General features: G+C 64.1%; 17 protein-coding genes and 1 pseudogene. 5 read left to right on the top strand and 13 right to left on the bottom strand.

What is annotated here, in order from left to right; all coding sequences use genetic code 11:
- The first annotated feature begins 40 nt into the window (after positions 1 to 40).
- A complete protein-coding gene (locus tag HMPREF2698_RS08775) occupies positions 41 to 973 on the top strand; it encodes an EamA family transporter (protein WP_246819456.1) in 933 nt (310 codons plus the stop codon).
- Positions 974 to 1069: 96 nt separating this feature from the next.
- On the opposite strand, the gene HMPREF2698_RS08770 is transcribed toward HMPREF2698_RS08775, so the two are convergent.
- Together HMPREF2698_RS08770 and guaB are read right to left on the bottom strand one after the other, a co-directional pair.
- Entirely contained in the window at positions 1070 to 2230 is a 1161-nt protein-coding gene (locus tag HMPREF2698_RS08770; RefSeq protein WP_070563794.1) for a GuaB3 family IMP dehydrogenase-related protein, read from the bottom strand.
- Positions 2231 to 2239: 9 nt separating this feature from the next.
- A complete protein-coding gene (gene guaB / locus HMPREF2698_RS08765) occupies positions 2240 to 3754 on the bottom strand; it encodes an IMP dehydrogenase (protein WP_070530747.1) in 1515 nt (504 codons plus the stop codon).
- 149 nt (positions 3755 to 3903) lie between these two features.
- Here guaB and HMPREF2698_RS08760 point away from each other — a divergent pair, with 149 nt between their 5' ends.
- A complete protein-coding gene (locus HMPREF2698_RS08760) occupies positions 3904 to 4278 on the top strand; it encodes a DUF5319 domain-containing protein (protein WP_070521533.1) in 375 nt (124 codons plus the stop codon).
- Between the two features lie 85 nt (positions 4279 to 4363).
- Here the strand turns inward: HMPREF2698_RS08760 and HMPREF2698_RS08755 are convergent, their stop codons facing one another.
- A complete protein-coding gene (locus HMPREF2698_RS08755) occupies positions 4364 to 5203 on the bottom strand; it encodes a hypothetical protein (protein WP_070563791.1) in 840 nt (279 codons plus the stop codon).
- Positions 5204 to 5321: 118 nt separating this feature from the next.
- Complete coding sequence (locus HMPREF2698_RS08750) at positions 5322 to 5939, bottom strand: sigma-70 family RNA polymerase sigma factor (protein ID WP_070563788.1); 618 nt, start codon at positions 5937 to 5939, stop codon at positions 5322 to 5324.
- 348 nt (positions 5940 to 6287) lie between these two features.
- Between HMPREF2698_RS08750 and HMPREF2698_RS08745 the strand changes: the two genes are divergently transcribed.
- Positions 6288 to 6587 (top strand): WhiB family transcriptional regulator, encoded by a 300-nt coding sequence (locus tag HMPREF2698_RS08745; protein WP_070563785.1) that lies wholly within the window; start codon positions 6288 to 6290, stop codon positions 6585 to 6587.
- 222 nt (positions 6588 to 6809) lie between these two features.
- On the opposite strand, the gene HMPREF2698_RS08740 is transcribed toward HMPREF2698_RS08745, so the two are convergent.
- The 5 genes from HMPREF2698_RS08740 to HMPREF2698_RS08720 all read right to left on the bottom strand — a co-directional run bounded on the left by HMPREF2698_RS08740 (position 6810) and on the right by HMPREF2698_RS08720 (position 13157).
- Positions 6810 to 9083 carry an excinuclease ABC subunit UvrA gene (locus tag HMPREF2698_RS08740; protein WP_070563782.1) on the bottom strand — a complete coding sequence of 758 codons (2274 nt, stop codon included), beginning with the start codon at positions 9081 to 9083 and terminating at the stop codon, positions 6810 to 6812.
- 129 nt (positions 9084 to 9212) lie between these two features.
- Positions 9213 to 10835: a chaperonin GroEL gene (gene groL / locus HMPREF2698_RS08735; protein WP_070521544.1), complete on the bottom strand. Its 1623-nt coding sequence runs from the start codon at positions 10833 to 10835 to the stop codon at positions 9213 to 9215.
- Positions 10836 to 10853: 18 nt separating this feature from the next.
- Positions 10854 to 11153 (bottom strand): co-chaperone GroES, encoded by a 300-nt coding sequence (gene groES, locus HMPREF2698_RS08730; protein WP_167595557.1) that lies wholly within the window; start codon positions 11151 to 11153, stop codon positions 10854 to 10856.
- 140 nt (positions 11154 to 11293) lie between these two features.
- A complete protein-coding gene (locus tag HMPREF2698_RS08725) occupies positions 11294 to 12568 on the bottom strand; it encodes an FtsX-like permease family protein (RefSeq protein WP_070563779.1) in 1275 nt (424 codons plus the stop codon).
- Positions 12552 to 13157: an ABC transporter ATP-binding protein gene (locus HMPREF2698_RS08720; protein WP_070563776.1), complete on the bottom strand. Its 606-nt coding sequence runs from the start codon at positions 13155 to 13157 to the stop codon at positions 12552 to 12554. Before HMPREF2698_RS08720 ends, HMPREF2698_RS08725 begins: the two co-directional genes overlap by 17 nt.
- A 112-nt stretch (positions 13158 to 13269) precedes the next feature.
- Between HMPREF2698_RS08720 and HMPREF2698_RS08715 the strand changes: the two genes are divergently transcribed.
- Positions 13270 to 14400 (top strand): sensor histidine kinase, encoded by a 1131-nt coding sequence (locus HMPREF2698_RS08715; RefSeq protein WP_070563773.1) that lies wholly within the window; start codon positions 13270 to 13272, stop codon positions 14398 to 14400.
- Positions 14397 to 15032 carry a response regulator gene (locus HMPREF2698_RS08710; RefSeq protein ID WP_070563770.1) on the top strand — a complete coding sequence of 212 codons (636 nt, stop codon included), beginning with the start codon at positions 14397 to 14399 and terminating at the stop codon, positions 15030 to 15032. Before HMPREF2698_RS08715 ends, HMPREF2698_RS08710 begins: the two co-directional genes overlap by 4 nt.
- Positions 15033 to 15066: 34 nt before the next feature.
- On the opposite strand, the gene HMPREF2698_RS08705 is transcribed toward HMPREF2698_RS08710, so the two are convergent.
- The 4 genes and pseudogenes from HMPREF2698_RS08705 to HMPREF2698_RS08690 all read right to left on the bottom strand — a co-directional run.
- Positions 15067 to 15495, bottom strand: coding sequence for a hypothetical protein (locus HMPREF2698_RS08705; RefSeq protein ID WP_070563768.1), 429 nt, complete (start codon positions 15493 to 15495; stop codon positions 15067 to 15069).
- 78 nt (positions 15496 to 15573) lie between these two features.
- On the bottom strand, positions 15574 to 16626 hold the full coding sequence (tsaD, locus tag HMPREF2698_RS08700; RefSeq protein WP_070563766.1) for a tRNA (adenosine(37)-N6)-threonylcarbamoyltransferase complex transferase subunit TsaD: 1053 nt from the start codon (positions 16624 to 16626) through the stop codon (positions 15574 to 15576).
- Positions 16620 to 17156 (bottom strand): GNAT family N-acetyltransferase, encoded by a 537-nt coding sequence (locus HMPREF2698_RS08695; RefSeq protein WP_070563763.1) that lies wholly within the window; start codon positions 17154 to 17156, stop codon positions 16620 to 16622. Before HMPREF2698_RS08695 ends, tsaD begins: the two co-directional genes overlap by 7 nt.
- A pseudogene (locus tag HMPREF2698_RS08690) lies at positions 17153 to 17520 on the bottom strand (tRNA (adenosine(37)-N6)-threonylcarbamoyltransferase complex dimerization subunit type 1 TsaB); the annotation flags it as partial. The gene HMPREF2698_RS08695 and the pseudogene HMPREF2698_RS08690, both read right to left, overlap by 4 nt.

The following is a 17520-nucleotide window of genomic DNA, read 5'->3' as shown; positions in this document are numbered from 1 at the left end:
TAGATAGACTAACAGTTCTTCCCACCCCACAATGGTCTGCATGACCAATCCGTTTGCCGTTCTATGCGTCATCGGCTCGTGTATTTCCCTCCAGCTCGGAGCCAGCCTCGCCATCCAGATTTTCCCCATTGGAGGCCCCTGGGGCACCGCCTCGCTACGCTTGCTCTTCGCCGCTGTGATTCTGCTCTTCATCGCGCGCCCGCGCGTGCGCGAGTGGAGCCGCGAGAAGTGGATCTCCGCCACCATTTTCGGCCTCACGCTGGGCCTGATGAATGGTTTTTTCTATGCCGGCATCGAGCTCGTCGCGCTGGGCCCGGCAGTCACCATCGAGTTTCTCGGCCCGCTACTGCTGGCGGCGTGCCTCTCCCGCTCGCTTCGCGACGCCACCTGCGTCGCCCTCGCCCTCATCGGCATGGGCCTGCTGGGGTTGGACTCCTTCAACGGAGACCCCCTCGACCTGCGTGGAGTTTTCTTCTTGCTGTGCGCGGGTGCGATGTGGGCCGCCTATATCTTGGCCAGCAAGAAGGCGGGCGCTCTCTTTAGCGGGCAGGATGGTTTGGCCGTGGCCTTCCTCATCGGTGGCCTCGTGCTCCTGCCCGTCGGCGGGCGCGGCGCGGTGGCTTTGGCCAGCGACCCAAACCTCCTAATGCTCGCCCTAGGCACGGGCGTGCTGGCCTCGCTCATCCCCTATTCGTTGGAGTTCATTGCGCTGCGCAGGCTCGCCCCCAACGTCTTTTCCATCCTCATCGCCCTGGAACCTGTCTTCGCCGCACTCTTTGGCTGGCTCCTGCTCTCCCAGAATGCCTCCCAGCTTAAGCTGGCGGCTATCGGCCTGGTTGTGGTGGCCTCGGTGTTGCAAACCATGGTGCCGGCGCGCGGGCGCGTGGTATTCCGCAAGGTAGCGCTGCGCCCACGCCGTCTAAAGAAGCCCCGGCTGCCGTGGCCGCCCGAAACCGCGCGCCAGCGACTCTAACGCTACGGCCACTGAGGCCAGCGCCATGGCCACTGGAGCGGTGACATAAACTCCGCCCCGAGCTTTGTTGAGCGGAGCAGCGTTACAACGGGCGGGCTAGCGCACGGCCAAGCCTACCTTCTGGAAGGACTTCAGGTCCGTGTAGCCGCACTTTGCCATGGCGCGCTTGAGGCCGCCGACCAGGTTGAGCTCACCCAGCGGCTCGTTGGACGGGCCGTGGAGCACGACTTCGAGGGAGGTCGCTGAAGCGTCCTCGGCGGTGCCAGAAGCGTCAACGCCGGAAGCGTCGGTGCCGAGGAGGGCGCCAGCCACGCCAACCGGCTCGATGATGCCGCGTGGGAAACGCGGGTGGCCGGCCGTGGACGGCCAGTACCAGCCCTTGCCGCCTGCCTCCGCCGCACGGGCCAGGACCGGTCCCAGAACGACGCCATCGGCACCACAAGCAATGGCCTTGGCGATGTCTGCGGAGGTGAAGATGTCGCCGTCGGCAAGCACGTGCACGTAGCGGCCCCCAGTCTCATCCAGGTAATCGCGGCGTGCGGCCGCAACATCCGCGATGGTCGTCGCCATGGGGATATCAATGCCGACGGTCTCCGGGTTGGTGTTCACACCGGAGCCGACGATGATGCCAGCCGCGCCCGCGCGCATGAGGTGCAGCGCAGTGGTGTAATCCGCCACGCCGCCGGCAATCACCGGGGTATCCAGCGAACCGATGAACTCCTTCAAGTTGAGCGGCTCGCCACCGGTCTGCACGTGCTCGGCGGAGATCAAAGTGCCGTGGATAAACAGCAACTCCGCGCCGGCCTTAATAACCACGGGCGCCAGCTCGCGGGCGTGCTGCGGGGAGACACGCACGGCCACGGTCACGCCGGAATCGCGCACCTGCGCGATGCGCTCGGCCAGCAACTCCTCGTTCAGGGGCGCTGCGTGCAGCTCCTGCAGCGTCGACAGGTCACCGAAGTTCTCCGTCACGCGGGCAATCGCGCCCTCCAAATCCTCGTGGCGGCCCCACAGGCCTTCCGCGTTGATAACGCCCAGGCCGCCCTGCTTGCCCATCTCGATAACAAACTCGGGGGTGGCCAGCGCATCGGTCGGCGCCGAGACAAACGGGACCTCGAAGGTATAGGCATCGATGTGCCACGAGGTGTCGACGTCCTTGGAGGAACGGGTGCGGCGAGTCGGCACCAGGGAGATCTGGTTCAAGTCATAGGTGCGGCGAGCCTCACGGCCCACGCCGATTTCTACGTAATCGCGCATGATTAGTCCTTAGCGGTAGTTCGGAGCTTCGACGATCTGCTGAAGGTGGTGCGGGTGAGACTCCTTGAGGCCCGCAGCGGTGATCTGGACAAACTGCTTGGTCTTGAGCTCGGCCAGGGTTGCGGAGCCGGTATAACCCATGGAGGCGCGCAGGCCGCCGACAATCTGGTGCACGATGGCATCGATGTCACCGCGGAATGGCACGCGGCCCTCCACGCCTTCTGGCACCAGCTTGTCCTCGCTCTTGACGTCAGCCTGGAAGTAACGGTCCTTGGAGTAGGAGCGCTTCTCCCCTGTCAGACCGCGGCCCTGCATGGCGCCCATGGAGCCCATGCCGCGGTAGCGCTTGTACTGCTTGCCCTGGACCACCACGATGTCGCCCGGCGATTCCGTAGTGCCAGCCAGCATGGAGCCCAGCATGACGGCATCCGCACCGGCGGCCAGCGCCTTGGCAATGTCACCGGAGTACTGCATACCGCCGTCACCAATAACCGGAACGCCCGCCGGGCCGGCCACCGCGGCGGCCTCCATGATGGCGGTGATCTGCGGGGCACCCACGCCCGCCACCACGCGCGTGGTGCAGATGGAGCCCGGGCCAATGCCAACCTTGATGGCGTCGGCACCAGCCTCAATCATGTCGCGCGCCGCAGCACGAGTGGCCAGGTTGCCGCCGACGACGTCAACGCGGTCGCCGAAGTCCTTCTGCACGCGGGAGACCATCTCGAGCACGCGATTGTTGTGGGCGTGGGCGGAGTCGACGACGAGGACGTCCACGCCGGCGTCGACAAGCTGGCCTGCGCGCTGGTAGGACTCCTCACCGGTACCGATGCCCGCCGCCACGAGCAGGCGCCCGGAAGCATCCTTGGAGGCGTTGGGGAACTGCTCAGTCTTGACAAAGTCCTTGACGGTGATGAGGCCGACGAGCTTGTTCTCATCGTTGACGATGGGCAGCTTCTCCACCTTGTTGGCGGACAGCAGCTCCAGCGCCTCCTCCTTGCTGACGCCCTCCTTGGCCACGACGAGCGGCATGGGCGTCATAATCTCCGAGACCTTGCGGGAGAAATCCGGCTCGAAGCGCATGTCACGGTTGGTGCAGATACCCACGAGGGTGCCCTGCTTATCGACGACCGGCAGGCCCGAAATCCGGAACCGCGCGCACAGCGTATCGACTTCATCGATGGTCATGTCCGGGGAAGCCGTGACCGGGTCGGTCACCATGCCGGATTCGGAGCGCTTGACAATCTCTACCTGCTGGGCCTGATCCTCAACTGACAGGTTGCGGTGCAGGACGCCGATGCCGCCCTGGCGCGCCATGCCGATGGCCATGCGGGCCTCGGTCACGGTGTCCATCGCGGCGGAAGCCAGGGGCACGCCGAGGCGAATGTTGCGCGTAAACTGCGCCGAGGTATCCACCTCGGAGGGAACGACGTTGGATTCTGCCGGAAGCAGCAGGACATCATCAAAGGTAAGGCCGTAGAGTGCAATCTTGTCGGGGTTGTCTCCGCCGGTGTGGACGTGGCTCATGAGGGTGGGGCTCTCCTAAACTGACCAGATAGTTTTATGCGGTAGCCCTCACTGTAGTGCGTGGACGCCCCGTAGTGGTAGCCGTGGGTAGAGGAATAGGTATCTATAGGGAATTGCCATGCGCGCACGGAGTCAATAGGCTCGCAGGCGTGAACTTTTTCGCCAACATGCCCCGCGATCCTTTCGCGGACGACCCCAACGACCCAGCCTCCTTCCTCGAGGAGGATGATCACGTCGAGCCGCTGTCCGAGGAGGACCGCCTCGCCGTCATCCATGATCTGGCCATGGTCCAAGAGTTTGCGCGCGTTCTCAGCCCGCGCGGCATCGATGGCATCTTCTTTTTCTGCGAGGACTGCGAGGAGAACCACTTCTACGAGTGGGACATCATGGCCTCCAACATGCAGGCCACGCTGGCAGGCCAGCTCGCCCCCGTGCACGAGCCGGGCGCGGAGCCGGACCCGATGCGCTACGTCCCTTGGGATTATGCGGTGGGTTATCTCGACGGCATGGACTCGCGCTACTAGCTGCGGTCAGCGCGGTAGAACTACCGCGCGTTAAACGGAAAGAACCTCTTCCCTCCTGTTGCGGGGGAAGAGGTTCTTTGTGGTTTTATTGCTGGAATTGCGCCGGCGGGAGCTGGCCATTATCCGTGGCGCCATCCGAAGCTCCGTCGGAGTTGTCGCCTTGCGGAGGCGTTGCCTGATCGCCGCCCTGCTGACCTGGCTCCGGCTGGTTCTGCTCCGGTGGGCTCAGCGGGTTGCCCGCCGAAACCGTGCGGGTCACCACGACGGTGGAAACCGCAGTCTCTGTCTGCGTTACGGTTTCCGGCTCCGGCGGCTGCTGCTCCTCCACCGGGGCAGGCTTCTCCACGGTCTGCGTCTGCGTCACCGTGGCGCTGGGCTGCTGCTTCGTGGTACGAGGGGCCTCTGCCTCACGTTCCCGCTTAGCCTGGTCCACCATCTTCCGGGCTTCTTCAAGCAACTGGCGGGTGCCATCCATGTCGCCTTGGGCGGAACGCTTCTCCATCTCATCGAGCGTTCCGGCAAGCTCCACTACGGACACATCGTGCTCGTCCGCGCCGAAGAGCGACTGGTTCACTCCGTAAAGCGGAGATCCCGGGCCGGCGTTGACGACCACAGCGCCGGTACCTGCGATGAGCAGCGTAGCTGCGGCCGCCCCGATGAGTCCGTGCATGAAAGGCTTGCTTCGACGGCGGCGTGCCGCGCCGAGGGAAATGATCTCCGGCTCTTCCTCCGCGCCCTCAATGAGAGGGGTCGGAGGCATCTGCTTTTCGACGTCCCCGCGCAGCTCCAGCAGAAGCCCCGCCAGTTCATCACCGCCATCGGAGGGATCTGTTCCTTCGGAGAGAGTGGTGAGGAATGCATCATCATCAACCAAGGGCTGCAGCTGCTCAGCGACACCCTGCTGAGGCTCGTCCTTCTTTGCCATGATGACCTCCCTTCCTTACTAGAGAATTATTAGTTTGTCGGTGCCAAGTGCCGATGGCTCACTGCTAGCTCTGGGCTAGCCCAATTACTGGTTCACTCTGCTGGTTCACATTGTTGGTTCACTGCGTCTCGTGCGAATCGAGGGATTTGCGCAATTGCGCGAGTGCACGATGCTGCGCCACGCGGACTGCGCCAGGGGTGGACTCCACAATTTCCGCGGTCTCCTCTGCCGACAGCCCCACGAACACACGCAAGATGATAATGTCCCGGGCCTTGTCACTTAACGTATCGAGCATGGCCCGCACTCTGTTACTACCGTCCACGGCAAGGGCGGATTCTTCGGGGGTAGCGTCCTGAGCAACATCCTCCGGAAGGTCTTCCGTGGGGTGAGTGTGGTCGCGGCTCAGGGCGCGGTGGGCATCGGTTACCTTGTGAGCAGCAATGCCATAGACGTAGGCCATAAACGGACGACCTTTATCTTTGTACGTGCCAATAGACGTCGCCACCGCCAAACAGATCTCCTGCGCCACGTCCTCCGCCGTGGGCTGGCGGTGGCCGCCGATGCGCGCGCGGCAATAGCGCAGGACCTGCGGGTGAATGATCCGCATGATGCGCTGGAGGGCGCGGCGGCTACCGTCGACGGCCAGCGGAACGAGGTCCGCTAATTCCTTATCGCTGTCGCGCTTCGCCGCCGTTGAGGAGCCGCCCGCGTCTGTAGCCTGAGTAGCCACTGCCATCCTTGCCGTTCTGCTTTTGCTCTTCTGCTTAATGCATTACTTCATATTCTGTATGAACATCATGGCATAACCTTTTGACGAAACCCCAAAACGACGGGTCTCATCCCCAGCTTTGACCCCACTCAAAAAAGTTCATACACCGTTCATCTTAGCCTTAAGCGCAGGTCACAGGGGCTCCAGTTGAGGAGTTTCAGCCAGTTATACCTGCATGTCAGCATTGCGTAACGCGCTGTTTACCCAAGGGGGACACACTTCAATCTCGTCTCACTTCGCCTCGGCGTTCACAGGGGCGTGCCCGCAACGCGCCCCACGCCTGGGCACTCTATCTTTGGCAAAGGAGAATCGAACGTGTCTCAGTCCTTCCTGCTCCCCGGGCCGAATACGGACTTTTGGGATTGGCAGCTTCATGGCGCATGCCGTGGGGAAAACTCTGACGTGTTCTATCACCCGGACGGCGAGCGCGGACGCGCCCGCGCCCAGCGCGAGAACCGCGCCAAGGCTATTTGCAGCACCTGCCCGGTCATCGAGATGTGCCGCGAACACGCTCTTACCTCCGGCGAGCCCTACGGCGTGTGGGGCGGCATGAGCGAGTCGGAGCGCGTTGTTGCCCTTCGCTCGCGTCGCACCCACGCGACCGTCGGCGCCTAGTCCGCTTCTGCCAGCTCCCAGCCTTGGGGTCGGACGGCAAACCACCACCTCTATTGGCTGGACGCGACAAGGCTGCTCTCCCCACTGGACGAGCCCACCGTGGGCCGTCGCGCAGCGGGCCTTTTGCGAAGTTTCTTTAAGTAGCATCACGCCCCTCCCCCACCTGCACTGATATCCAACAGCCAGCACGGGCAAGGGGCAGCGGGTGAAAGACGCCAGTTTTTACAGCTCCTGCGCCAGGTAGCGGGCGGTCAGCGTGTCCTTGTCGAGGAACTCGCGCGGCGAGCAGGCCGCCACAACCTCGCCGCCGGCTGAGCCCGCACCGGGACCGAGAGCAATGATGTGATCGGCGTGCGCCAGGACGGCGCGGTGGTGTTCGACGCAGATGAGGGTGAGGTGGTCGTCGACAAGCGTGTCAAAGAGGCGCAGCAAGGTGTCGATATCTTTCTGATGCAGGCCCACCGTCGGCTCATCGAGCACGATGATATCCGCAGTCGCCTTCCGGTCACACAGCCGCACCGCCAGCTTCAGCCGCTGGCGCTCGCCGCCAGAGAGCGTCGAGAGCGGCTGCCCCAGCGTCAGGTAGCCCAGCCCCACGGCAACGAGCTGCTCGCACACGCGCTTCGCAGCAGTAACTTTGGCCTCGCGGCAAAACTCCACGGCCTCAACCGTGGGAAGCGCGAGTACCTCCGCGATGTTCTTGCCCGCCAGCTCGTAGCCCAAAACGTCGGCAGCAAAGCGGCGGCCCTCGCAGACCTCACAGGGCACATCCGCGCTGTCCATCGCACCAAACTCCACGGTCACCACGCCAGCGCCGGAACAGGCCGGGCACGCGCCCTCCGAGTTGAAAGAGAACATTCCCGGCGTGGCCCCATCGTTGGCCTTGGCGAAGGCCTTGCGCAGCGCGTCCATCGCACCGGTGTAGGTGGCCGGGTTGGAGCGCCGCGAACCAGACAACGAAGACTGGTCGACAACGAGGATGCGGTTGTCGTCCGGCAGGCATTCCATCAGCGATGACTTTCCGGATCCCGCAACGCCCGAAATGACCGTGAGCACGCCCAATGGAATATCCACGTCGACGTCCTTGAGATTGTTATGGCGCGCCCCGCGGATCTCCAGCGCGCCGGTGGGCTCGCGCACCTCATCCTTCAACGCCACCTTCCCGCTGACGGACGGTGCGGCACCGACGGAAAGGATTTCGCCGCCCGCCACTCCGGCGCCGGGGCCAAGCTCGACGACGCAATCCGCAATCGCCATCGTCGCCGGGTTGTGCTCCACCACGAGCACCGTGTTGCCCTTATCGCGCAGCTGCAGGAGAAGCTCATTCATCCGCGTGACGTCATGCGGATGCAGCCCGGCGGTGGGCTCATCAAAGACATAGGTGACGTCCGTGAGCGCCGACCCGATGTGCCGCACCATGCGCGTGCGCTGCGCCTCGCCACCGCTCAGCGTTCCCGTCGGGCGCGCCAGAGTCAGGTAGCCCAGCCCCAAATCCAGGGCGGCCTCCAACCCACGCAGCGGGGCCACGGCAAGCGGTGAGTTGATGGTGCGGAGCCATGCGGAGGCGTCGGCAAGCTCCATGGCGCAGACATCCGCGATGGAGACGCCGTTGAGGTAGGACTCGCGCGCGTGCTGCGCCAAGCGCGTGCTGTGGCACTCCGGGCAGTCGATGAAGACCACCGCGCGCTCGACAAAGGACCGCATGTGCTTTTGCAGGGACTCCACGGGCTTGCTCAGCACGTTGGTTTTCAGACGCGTGACCAGCCCCATGTAGCTCATGTTGATGCCGCCGACCTTGACCTTAGTCTCGGTCTCATAGAGGTCCCGCTTCTGTTCCTCGGTGAACTCCTTGACCGGCACGTCGGCTGGGTACAGCCCGGACTCGGCGTAGGCGCGCCACATCCACGAGCCCACCTTCATGCCGGGGTACATGATGGCGCCATCGTTCAGTGTCAGAGTTTCATCAACGAGCTGGCGCTTGTCGACGTCCCCCACTTCCCCCCTTCCCTCACACCTCGGGCACATGCCGCCGGTGCGCTCGAAGCGACGCACCTCTTTGACGCCATTGACCTCGATGGCGCCCTGCCCGGAGGCGGAGGGCACGTTGAAGGAATAGGCCGCGGGGCCGCCGGCGCGGGGCTCGGCTAGGCGGGAGAAGAGCACGCGGAGGTGGCCGGTGATGTCGGTGGCGGTACCGAATGTCGAGCGCGCGGAAGCCGCCATGGGCTCCTGACCCACGACGATGGCTGCGGTGAGCCCTTCCAAGCAGTCCACGTCGGGGCGGGGTGGGGCTTGCATGAAGCCCTGCACGAAGCCGGGATAGGTTTCGTTGATGAGCCGCTGCGATTCAGCCGCAACGGTATCGAAGACCAGCGAGGTCTTGCCGGAACCAGACACACCCGTGAAGACAGTGAGCTTGCGCTTAGGGATGCGCACGTCCACGTTCTTGAGGTTGTTTTCGCGGGCGCCGGTGACGGTGATGAATTCTTGTTCCACGGCTCAGCAGTCTACTAACGGGGCGGGGTCCTGCCCCGGACACGGCGAAGGCCCGCCGCCCCGCAAAAATGCGGGTTAGCGGGCCTTCCTTACGGCACGCGGGAAACCTACGTTTCCCGCACGCACGTTTTAGTGCGCGTGCGCGTGCGCGTGCGCAGCCTGTGCCGGCTCTTCCTCGGCGGGCTTCTCTACAACGGAAGCCTCGGTGGTGAGCACCATGCGGGCCACGGAGGCGGCGTTGACCACGGCGGAGTGGGTGACCTTCACCGGGTCGATGATGCCCTGCTCCAGCAGGTTGCCGTACTCCAGGGTGGCGGCGTTGAAGCCCTCGCCGTTGGCCTTCTCGGCAACGTGGGCGACCACAACGGATCCGTCCAGGCCTGCGTTCTCAGCGATCCAGTAGGCCGGGCGGGTCAGCGCGCGGGCCACGGCCAGCACACCAATCTTGGCCTCACCCTCGAAGCCCTCGGCGAAAGCCTCGAGCTCCTGGGAGATCTGGACCAGCGCAGAGCCGCCGCCAGCAATGACGCCCTCTTCAACGGCCGCGCGGGCGGCGTTGATGGCGTCCTCGACGCGCAGCTTGCGCTCGTTGACCTCGGTCTCGGTAGCGGCGCCAACGCGGATGACGGCAACGCCACCGGACAGCTTGGCCAGACGCTCCTCGAGCTTCTCCTTATCCCAGGTGGAATCGGTGCGCTCGATCTCGCGGCGCAGCTGCTCGCGGCGCTCCTCGACAGCCTCAGCGGTACCTGCACCATCCACAATCACGGTGTCCTCCTTGGACACGGTGACGCGGCGGGCAGAACCCAGCACCTCCGGGCCGACCTCCTTGAGGTTGATGCCAACCTCAGGGTCGACGACGGTAGCGCCGGTTACAACAGCCAAGTCATCCATGAAGCCCTTGCGGCGCTCGCCGAAGTACGGGGACTTCACGGCGGCGACCTTGAGGACCTTGCGGATGGAGTTCACCACGAGCGCCTGCAGCGGCTCGCCCTCGATGTCTTCAGCGATGATGAGGGTCGGGCGCGAGGACTCCGCGATCTTCTCCAGCAGCGGCAGGAAGTCCGGCAGGGAGGAGATCTTGTTGCGGACGAGGAGAATTGCGGCGTCGTCAAGCACGGCGTTGTAGGTCTCCTCTTCCGTCGCGAAGTACGGGGAGAGGTAGCCCTTGTCGAAGGAAATGCCCTCGGTGACGTCCACGGTGGACTCGATGGTCTGGGACTCCTCGACGGTCACGACGCCGTCCTTGCCCACCTTGTCCATGGCGCCAGCAACCATCTCGCCGACCTCCGCATCGCGGGAGGAAACGGTGGCAACCTGGGAGACCTCCGCGGAGGAGTTCACCGGGGTAGCGCGCTTCTTGAGCTCCTCGACGACCTTCTCAGCCGCCGCTTCGATGCCCTTGTTCAGCTCGATGGGGTTAGCGCCGGCTGCCACGTTGCGCAGGCCTTCGAAGACGAGAGCCTGAGCCAGCAAGGTGGCGGTAGTCGTACCGTCACCGGCGATGTCGTTGGTCTTGACGGCCACGGACTTCACCAGCTGGGCGCCGAGGTTCTCAAAAGGATCGTCGAGGTCAATGTCGCGGGCGATGGTGACGCCGTCGTTGGTGACGGTCGGGCCACCAAAAGCCTTGGACAGCACGACGTTGCGGCCACGCGGTCCGAGGGTGACCTTGACGGCGTCGGCAAGCGTGTCTACACCGCGCTGGATGCCCTCGCGGGCCTCCTGGTCAAATGCAATCAGTTTTGGCATAGGGTTAATCGCCTACTTTTACTTCTCGATGACAGCGAGCAGGTCACGAGCGGACAGCAGGAGGTACTCCTGGCCGTCGTACTTCAGCTCGGTGCCGCCGTACTTGGAGAAGATGACGGTGTCGCCCTCGTTGACGCCAACCGGGACGACCTCGCCCTTGTCGTTGGTGCGGCCCGGGCCGACAGCGACGACGGTGGCCTCCTGCGGCTTCTCCTTCGCGGAGTCCGGGATAACCAGGCCGGATGCAGTGGTGGTCTCAGCTTCAACGATCTGGACGAGGACCTTGTCCTCCAGCGGCTTAATGTTTGCCATGATGATTTCCTCCAAAGTGTTCCTAGTGCGCGTCCACGTGGACGCGCGCGTGCCGGTTGTGGGTGTCCAGCACAGCCGTCGTCGCGGGTGAACAACTGTGGGTCAAAACAACCTGCCTAGCACTCTACCCTCGCGACTGCTAGCCCTCAACGTTGTGGGCCGCTAACCCGTTCGCCCTCCGCGAACGACGCGACTCGGGTGTGTACAAAGCCGGCCAACGCCAGCTTGACGACGCCCAGGGCAATAAACATTGCGCCGAATATTACGGCGAAGGACGGCCACCACAGCTCCTCCAGGATTGTCCGACCGAGTGCCTCTTGTGGGGTAAGGAGGCGGTGGAGTGGGAGGAGCGTCGCCAAACACAGCGCCCAGACCACGCCGGCCGCAGTCAGGGTGAGGCACGCCGCCTCCCCCACTTGCACGCGCGCCCAGGCCGAGGGGGCGGCGCCCGCCAAGGTGAGGCCACGAATATCGGCCGCGATGCGCCCGTGCATAAGCAGCGAGGTAAGCACGGCGCCCACGATGCTAGGTGCGAAGACTGGACCCAAAAGGGCGAGGAAGGCCTGCCACGAGGACAGGGTGCCTCCGGCGCCTGCGTCGTTCCCAAAGCGCAGGCCCGAGCCGACGGCGACGATAAAGCCGCCGACGAGCACCCACGGCACGATGTGCGGGGTGGAAAAGCTTCGGCGCACGCGCACATTAGCCCCAGCGATGCCGGCCGCGCGGGTCCATTGATCCAGGACGGGCATAAGCCAGGGCAAAAAGAGTGCGACAAGGATGACCAAACCCATCTCGGCCGAGAGGAGGTCGCCGGGATCATCGATGTGTAGGCATCCATAGACCGTACCGCCGATGGCCGCGACCGCAAGCAGGAATTTCACTATGAGCCATGCTGGGTGCGTGGCGGCCCGCGGCCGGAACACGCGGCGCAGTGGAGGAAGCGCGCCAACCAGGGCCGCGGACATACAAACAACTACTGCAATGACTACGACCTGGCCAGTAATAGCAATGTCTGGCAAGGGGATGCCGTCGCTGCGCAGGGCGCGCACGCACGGGGCAAGCAGAGGGAGGGCCGGCAGCACGCCGAGCAGCCCGGCGCCCGCGCTGACCACCGCGACTTGGCCCAGAATGAAAAACAGGATCACCCACCCAGGCATGCCCACCATGCGCCAGGAACGGTAGACCGGTTCGCGCTCGGCGATAATAAGGCGCATCTGTGACAGCGTCACTAGCACCACCACGCACAGTGACATACCCAGCACCGTGCCGCCCAGTTGGCCGGCGGGGTTTTCTTCGGCTCCGGGGGAAGCGACCAGCATGGCTAGCGCTAGGGTGCACGAGGTGGAAGACACCACCAGGGTCAGCGCTACGGCCAGCCACGATAGCCAATTGGACTGTAAGTCCTTAAGCCACACCAGCATGGGCCACCTCCTCCAAGGAAATGACCCGGTCGGCCGCCTCGGCGGCAAGGTGCGAGTGAGTCACCATGATCACGCTGGCTCCATCGCGGGCAACGGCGCGAAGGTGGGAAAGGACGGTGGAAGCGGTGGCGTCGTCAAGCGCGCCCGTGGGCTCGTCAGCGAAGATATAGGGCGCTTGGGCCAGCAATGCCCGGGCGACAGCCACGCGTTGCTGCTGCCCACCAGACAGCTGCGCGGGCAGGCGGCTCTCCAATCCAGCGAGACCGAGCGAGTCGAAGACCTCTTCCACCCGGCCGCGTGCAGGGCGCCGTCCGGAAAAACGCGCCGTCAAGGTAGCATTGCGTCGCGCGTTGAGGGATTCCAGCAGGTTGTAGCCTTGGAAAACAAATGCACGCTGCTTGCGCCCCGGCGCGTTGACTCGGCCGGAAGTGGGCTTATCGAGCCCGGATAACAGGTTCAGGAGCGTGGTTTTGCCGCTTCCCGATGGCCCCATGATGGCAACGAATTCGCCTGGGGCGATAGACACATTGACGCGATTGAGCACGGTGCGGCGGCCGTAGCGCTTACTAAGGTTTTCTGCTTTTAACATGCCTTTGATTCCACTCGGCCACGCACGACAATGACATGGGGCGGGCTGCCCGGAAAATGGTGGAGCTAGCTCCACTGCCCTTCCACCGGCATGGCGGATAGGGTCGAAGACTATGCGAACCTTCAAAGCTTGTGCGTGGAGCCTCCTCCTCGGCATGCTGTGTATCCCAACCTTGGTGATTTCGGTGCTGATGCTGCCGTGGATCCCGTTGGTGGGTCGCGCCGCGGAACTTGTCGGCCGGTTGGGCGCGCAGTGGATGGGCGTGGAAATTCCACCCCGGCGCGCAGATCGATGGTTTGATTGGCAGCAGTTCTATCACCTCGTGTTGCAGTTATTGATTTCGGCTGCATGCTTTACCGCGTGGACGGCCCTGGGTTTCACAGCGGGTGTGCTAGCGATAACGCCATTCGTACCTAAGGCCGAGTTCTCCGTTGGCGAGTGGTCCACCTCCAACCGACCGCTCATTTTCTTAACCTGCTGGCTGGCTGCCCTGTTGCTTGTGGTGTTACTGGTAGGTCTCAACCGCCTCTTGGTCTTAGTGTCGGTCTCGCTGACCCGACTGGCATTGAGTCCTTCGGCCGAGGAAATGGCGGCCTCGCGTGCCACGCTTATCGATGCCTTCTCCGGCGAGCGCCGCCGCATCGAACGCGAACTGCACGATGGCCCGCAGCAGTACCTCACCGCGCTCAAGCTCAACTTGGCCGCGGCAAAACTACAAGCCCCGCCCCAGGCACAACAGGCCTTGACTGACGCAGAACATAATGCCTCTTTGGCTCTGGCTTCATTGCGGGCGACAGTGCGTGGCATTGCGCCGCAGGTGCTTTTCGACGACGGGCTTATCCCCGCCCTCGACGAGTTACTTGCCCATTCCGGGCTTGAGACCACACTTCGCGTAGAGGGCGCCGAGAGCTCGATTGACGAGACCACAGCATTGCTGGCTTACCATGCAGTCGCCGAGGCGCTCACAAATGCCTCTAAGCACGGCGCAGCCACCGAAGCCGTGGTAACGGTCGCTTTTAGGGATATGCTGCGCCTAAAAATCGTAGATAATGGCACGGGCCCCACGGACGAAGAGCCGGACGGTGAGAGTGCAGCTGTGGGTTCGGGCACGGGCCTCGCCGGGCTGCGCGAGCGTGCTGCTGCACTCGGCGGCACAGTAACCTTTGGTGCTGATAGCACCAATGCTACGGGTAAAGGCGGCGGCCAGCTGCTGGTCAAACTACCGCTGAAGGAGGCGGAATGAAGCTACTACTCGCAGAAGATTCCGCGCTCCTGCGCGCGGGTCTGGAGCAACTACTCGGTGCTCTCGGCCATAGCGTCACGACGGTCACAGATGCCGAAGCACTGCGCGCCATCGCAGGGCAGGAAGACTTCGACCTCATTATCAGCGATGTGCGCATGCCGCCCACGATGACCGATGACGGGCTTCAAGCCGTGCACGATCTACGGGCAGCCGACCCCACCCAACCCGTGGTGGTGCTGAGCCAATACGTAGCGGCGAGCTATCTCGACCGCCTCCTGGAGCACGGCGGATTCGGGTACCTACTCAAGGAGCGCGTTTCTGATGTTGAAGAATTCGTGCGCACGCTTGACGATGTCGCCCGCGGCGGCACCGTGGTGGACCCAGAGGTGGTCACGGCGCTGCTTTCTGCAAGGCACACTGGGCTAGCCCGGCTCACCGCTCGCGAGCGGGAGGTACTGGGGCTTATGGCCCAAGGATTGAGCAATAAAGACATTGAAGACACGCTCGTCCTTACCTCCGGAGCAGTAAGCAAGCATGTCTCCAATGTATTTATAAAGCTCGGGTTTCGACCCGAGGACTCCAACCGGCGGGTGAAGGCCGTATTGGCATGGCTGCGCCACACCGAGCGCTAGAAAAGCGCTGAGGCCCTACAAACAAGGGCTGGAATTAGACCTGCCGGTGGGAGTTCAGCACAGCCGCGCGCCACAGCTGGTACTCCTCCGGGTTGTCCTCGCGGTAGTTCTTCACCGCGCGGATGCCGTGCTCCACGGCCTCGGCGACCTCGTCGATGTTCTTGTCGTCGCCGTCGGCAGCAACGAAGATCACCGGACCGCAGATGGAACGGATTGGGTCCTGCAAGAAGGCGGAATTGCCGGTCGCAGCTGCATTGCGCGCCAGGGACGCCACCGGGTTCGGGTCGGCGCCTTCAGCCTTGGCGTTCGGGTTAAACAGCGCCGCGTAGGTCTGGCCATCATCCTGAAAGGCCACAGATACGCGATCCTCGGTGGTGCCGCCGAGGAATTGATTTGCGTGCTCGATCTCAAACTCGATGGTGCGGCGGGACAGATCGGGGTTAACGAGGAATCCAGTGGTCATAGCGGTGTGAGCTCCTTATGTGCGAGCGAGGCAATTATCGGTCATCACACTACCTGCACCCCGGGGGTTGCGCATCCGCTAGCGCGCAGCAGCCACGAGCGGCACTTCCACCTCAAGCTGTGTATCGGTCCCGCATGCCAGGCCGGAGGGTTCGGCGCCTTCGTGGATGAGTTGGGCGGCCACTGCCGCGATCATCACGCCATTATCGGTGCACAGCTTGAAGCGCGGCACACGCAGCTCGATGCCCGCGGATTCGCAGCGCTTCGCTGCCAGCGCGCGCAGCCGCGAATTCGCCGCCACGCCGCCGCCGAGCAGCAGTACCTTGGCGCCAGTGTCCTGGCAGGCTCGCACGGCCTTGGCGGTCAGCACATCTGCCACCGCCTCCTGGAAGGAGGCACACAGGTCCTCAACCTGGACCGTCGCGCCCTCGCGCTCGGCCTTTTCCACGTGGCGCGCCACCGCGGTCTTGAGCCCCGAGAAGGAGAAGTTGTGGCGGTTGGGCCCGCGCAGGTCCTCGGCCTTGGACAAACCACGCGGCAAATCGATGGTGGGCTCGCCTTGGGCGGCCAGCTTATCGATGACCGGCCCTCCCGGATACCCCAACCCCAACAGGCGGGAGACTTTGTCGTAGGCTTCGCCGGCGGCGTCGTCAAGCGTGGTGCCCAGTTCCTTCATGGGTTTGCCCACGGCTTCGACCTCGAGCAGCTGGGTGTGGCCGCCGGAAACGAGCAGGGCCACCGAGTGCGGCAGCTCCTCGCCCTCCAGGTTGGCCACCGCGACGTGCCCGCCGAGGTGGTTGACGCCATAGAAGGGCACGCCCCACGCGGAGGCGAAGGCCTTGGCTGCCGACGCCCCGACGAGGAGCGCGCCGGCCAGTCCCGGCCCCACGGTGGCGGCCACCGCATCTGGCTTCTCGACGCCCGCCTCCTCCAGCGCCGCCTTCATCACCTGCGGCATCGCTTCAAGGTGGGCGCGGGAGGCAATCTCCGGCACCACGCCGCCGAAGCGCGCGTGCTGCTCCATGGAGGAGGCCACGACGTCGGCGCGGATCTCCATGTGGCCGTTGTCAGACAGCTCGATGATTCCCACGCCGGTTTCGTCGCAGGAGGACTCGATGCCGAGGATTAACATCTCTCACTCTTTCGTGGTCGGTACATGGTGTGGGCGTCCGCGCCGGAGGGCTGGTAGTAGTTGCGGCGCAGGCCGTTGATGACAAAATCATAAGCCTCATAGAGGCGAATGGCCGGATCGTTACCCACGCGAACCTCAAGGAAGATGGGCGCATCGTGGGAATCTGCAAGCTCGACGATGGCGTCCATCATCAGCCGCGCGATACCGCGCCGTTGGGCCGCGGGGTCGACGCCGATGGTGCGGATCTCGTATTCCGGCCACGCCGCGGGCCCCATCCGCCCCACGCCGGCGTAGCCGAGAGCTTCGCCGCGGTTGACGTTATGGCCCACGCGGTTGACGTTATGGCCCACGCGGTTGTCGTTGTGGTCATCGCGGTTGACGCTTGCGTCAACCGCCCAGTAGGTTGTGTGCCCCGCCGCGATTTCCTGCTCGAAGGCACGCGCCGGCCAGGGAGTTTCACCGGGGAAGAGTACTTTTTCTAGTTCGGCGCAGCGGGGTGCGTCCTCAAGCACGAGCGGACGCAGCCTCATGATGCCGGTGTTTCCCCGATGCCGCCGACCAAAGCGGCCGAGCGCGGCTTCGCCTTCGGCTCCACGGCATCGGGACGCCGCAGGTACAGCGGGACGAGCGGCGCGGGCTCGGCAGAAAGATCAGCGCACGCAACCAGTCCCGCCGCGCGCGGGGTAGCCCACTCGCGGGGAAGGCCGGCGATACCTTCCGGAAGGCGCGGGGCAATAGACTCGGGGAAAACCAGGCGCGTGGTATCCGCGCCCGACACCCCAGCGGCGCCCAGTTCCAGGGCCTCCGGCTTCGACACGTTCGGGCCGCTGAGACGCTTACCGTCGGCGTAGGTGGCCCAGTAGACCTCTTTGCGGCGGGCGTCGATAGCCACCA

Source organism: Corynebacterium sp. HMSC072A02, from assembly GCF_001810085.1.
GTDB lineage: Bacteria > Actinomycetota > Actinomycetes > Mycobacteriales > Mycobacteriaceae > Corynebacterium > Corynebacterium hesseae.
This window is presented reverse-complemented; position numbering and strand designations above follow the sequence as displayed.

Bases quoted from the DNA above. Each gene is read 5' to 3' on its own strand.
- HMPREF2698_RS08695 (WP_070563763.1), bottom strand. From the start codon at position 17,156: ATGAGGCTGCGTCCGCTCGTGCTTGAGGACGCACCCCGCTGCGCCGAA.
- tsaD (WP_070563766.1), bottom strand. From the start codon at position 16,626: ATGTTAATCCTCGGCATCGAGTCCTCCTGCGACGAAACCGGCGTGGGA.
- HMPREF2698_RS08725 (WP_070563779.1), bottom strand. From the start codon at position 12,568: ATGCTGGTGTGGCTTAAGGACTTACAGTCCAATTGGCTATCGTGGCTG.
- HMPREF2698_RS08750 (WP_070563788.1), bottom strand. From the start codon at position 5,939: ATGGCAGTGGCTACTCAGGCTACAGACGCGGGCGGCTCCTCAACGGCG.
- HMPREF2698_RS08755 (WP_070563791.1), bottom strand. From the start codon at position 5,203: ATGGCAAAGAAGGACGAGCCTCAGCAGGGTGTCGCTGAGCAGCTGCAG.
- HMPREF2698_RS08715 (WP_070563773.1), top strand. From the start codon at position 13,270: ATGCGAACCTTCAAAGCTTGTGCGTGGAGCCTCCTCCTCGGCATGCTG.
- HMPREF2698_RS08775 (WP_246819456.1), top strand. From the start codon at position 41: ATGACCAATCCGTTTGCCGTTCTATGCGTCATCGGCTCGTGTATTTCC.
- HMPREF2698_RS08770 (WP_070563794.1), bottom strand. From the start codon at position 2,230: ATGCGCGATTACGTAGAAATCGGCGTGGGCCGTGAGGCTCGCCGCACC.
- groL (WP_070521544.1), bottom strand. From the start codon at position 10,835: ATGCCAAAACTGATTGCATTTGACCAGGAGGCCCGCGAGGGCATCCAG.
- HMPREF2698_RS08705 (WP_070563768.1), bottom strand. From the start codon at position 15,495: ATGACCACTGGATTCCTCGTTAACCCCGATCTGTCCCGCCGCACCATC.
- HMPREF2698_RS08710 (WP_070563770.1), top strand. From the start codon at position 14,397: ATGAAGCTACTACTCGCAGAAGATTCCGCGCTCCTGCGCGCGGGTCTG.
- HMPREF2698_RS08720 (WP_070563776.1), bottom strand. From the start codon at position 13,157: ATGTTAAAAGCAGAAAACCTTAGTAAGCGCTACGGCCGCCGCACCGTG.
- guaB (WP_070530747.1), bottom strand. From the start codon at position 3,754: ATGAGCCACGTCCACACCGGCGGAGACAACCCCGACAAGATTGCACTC.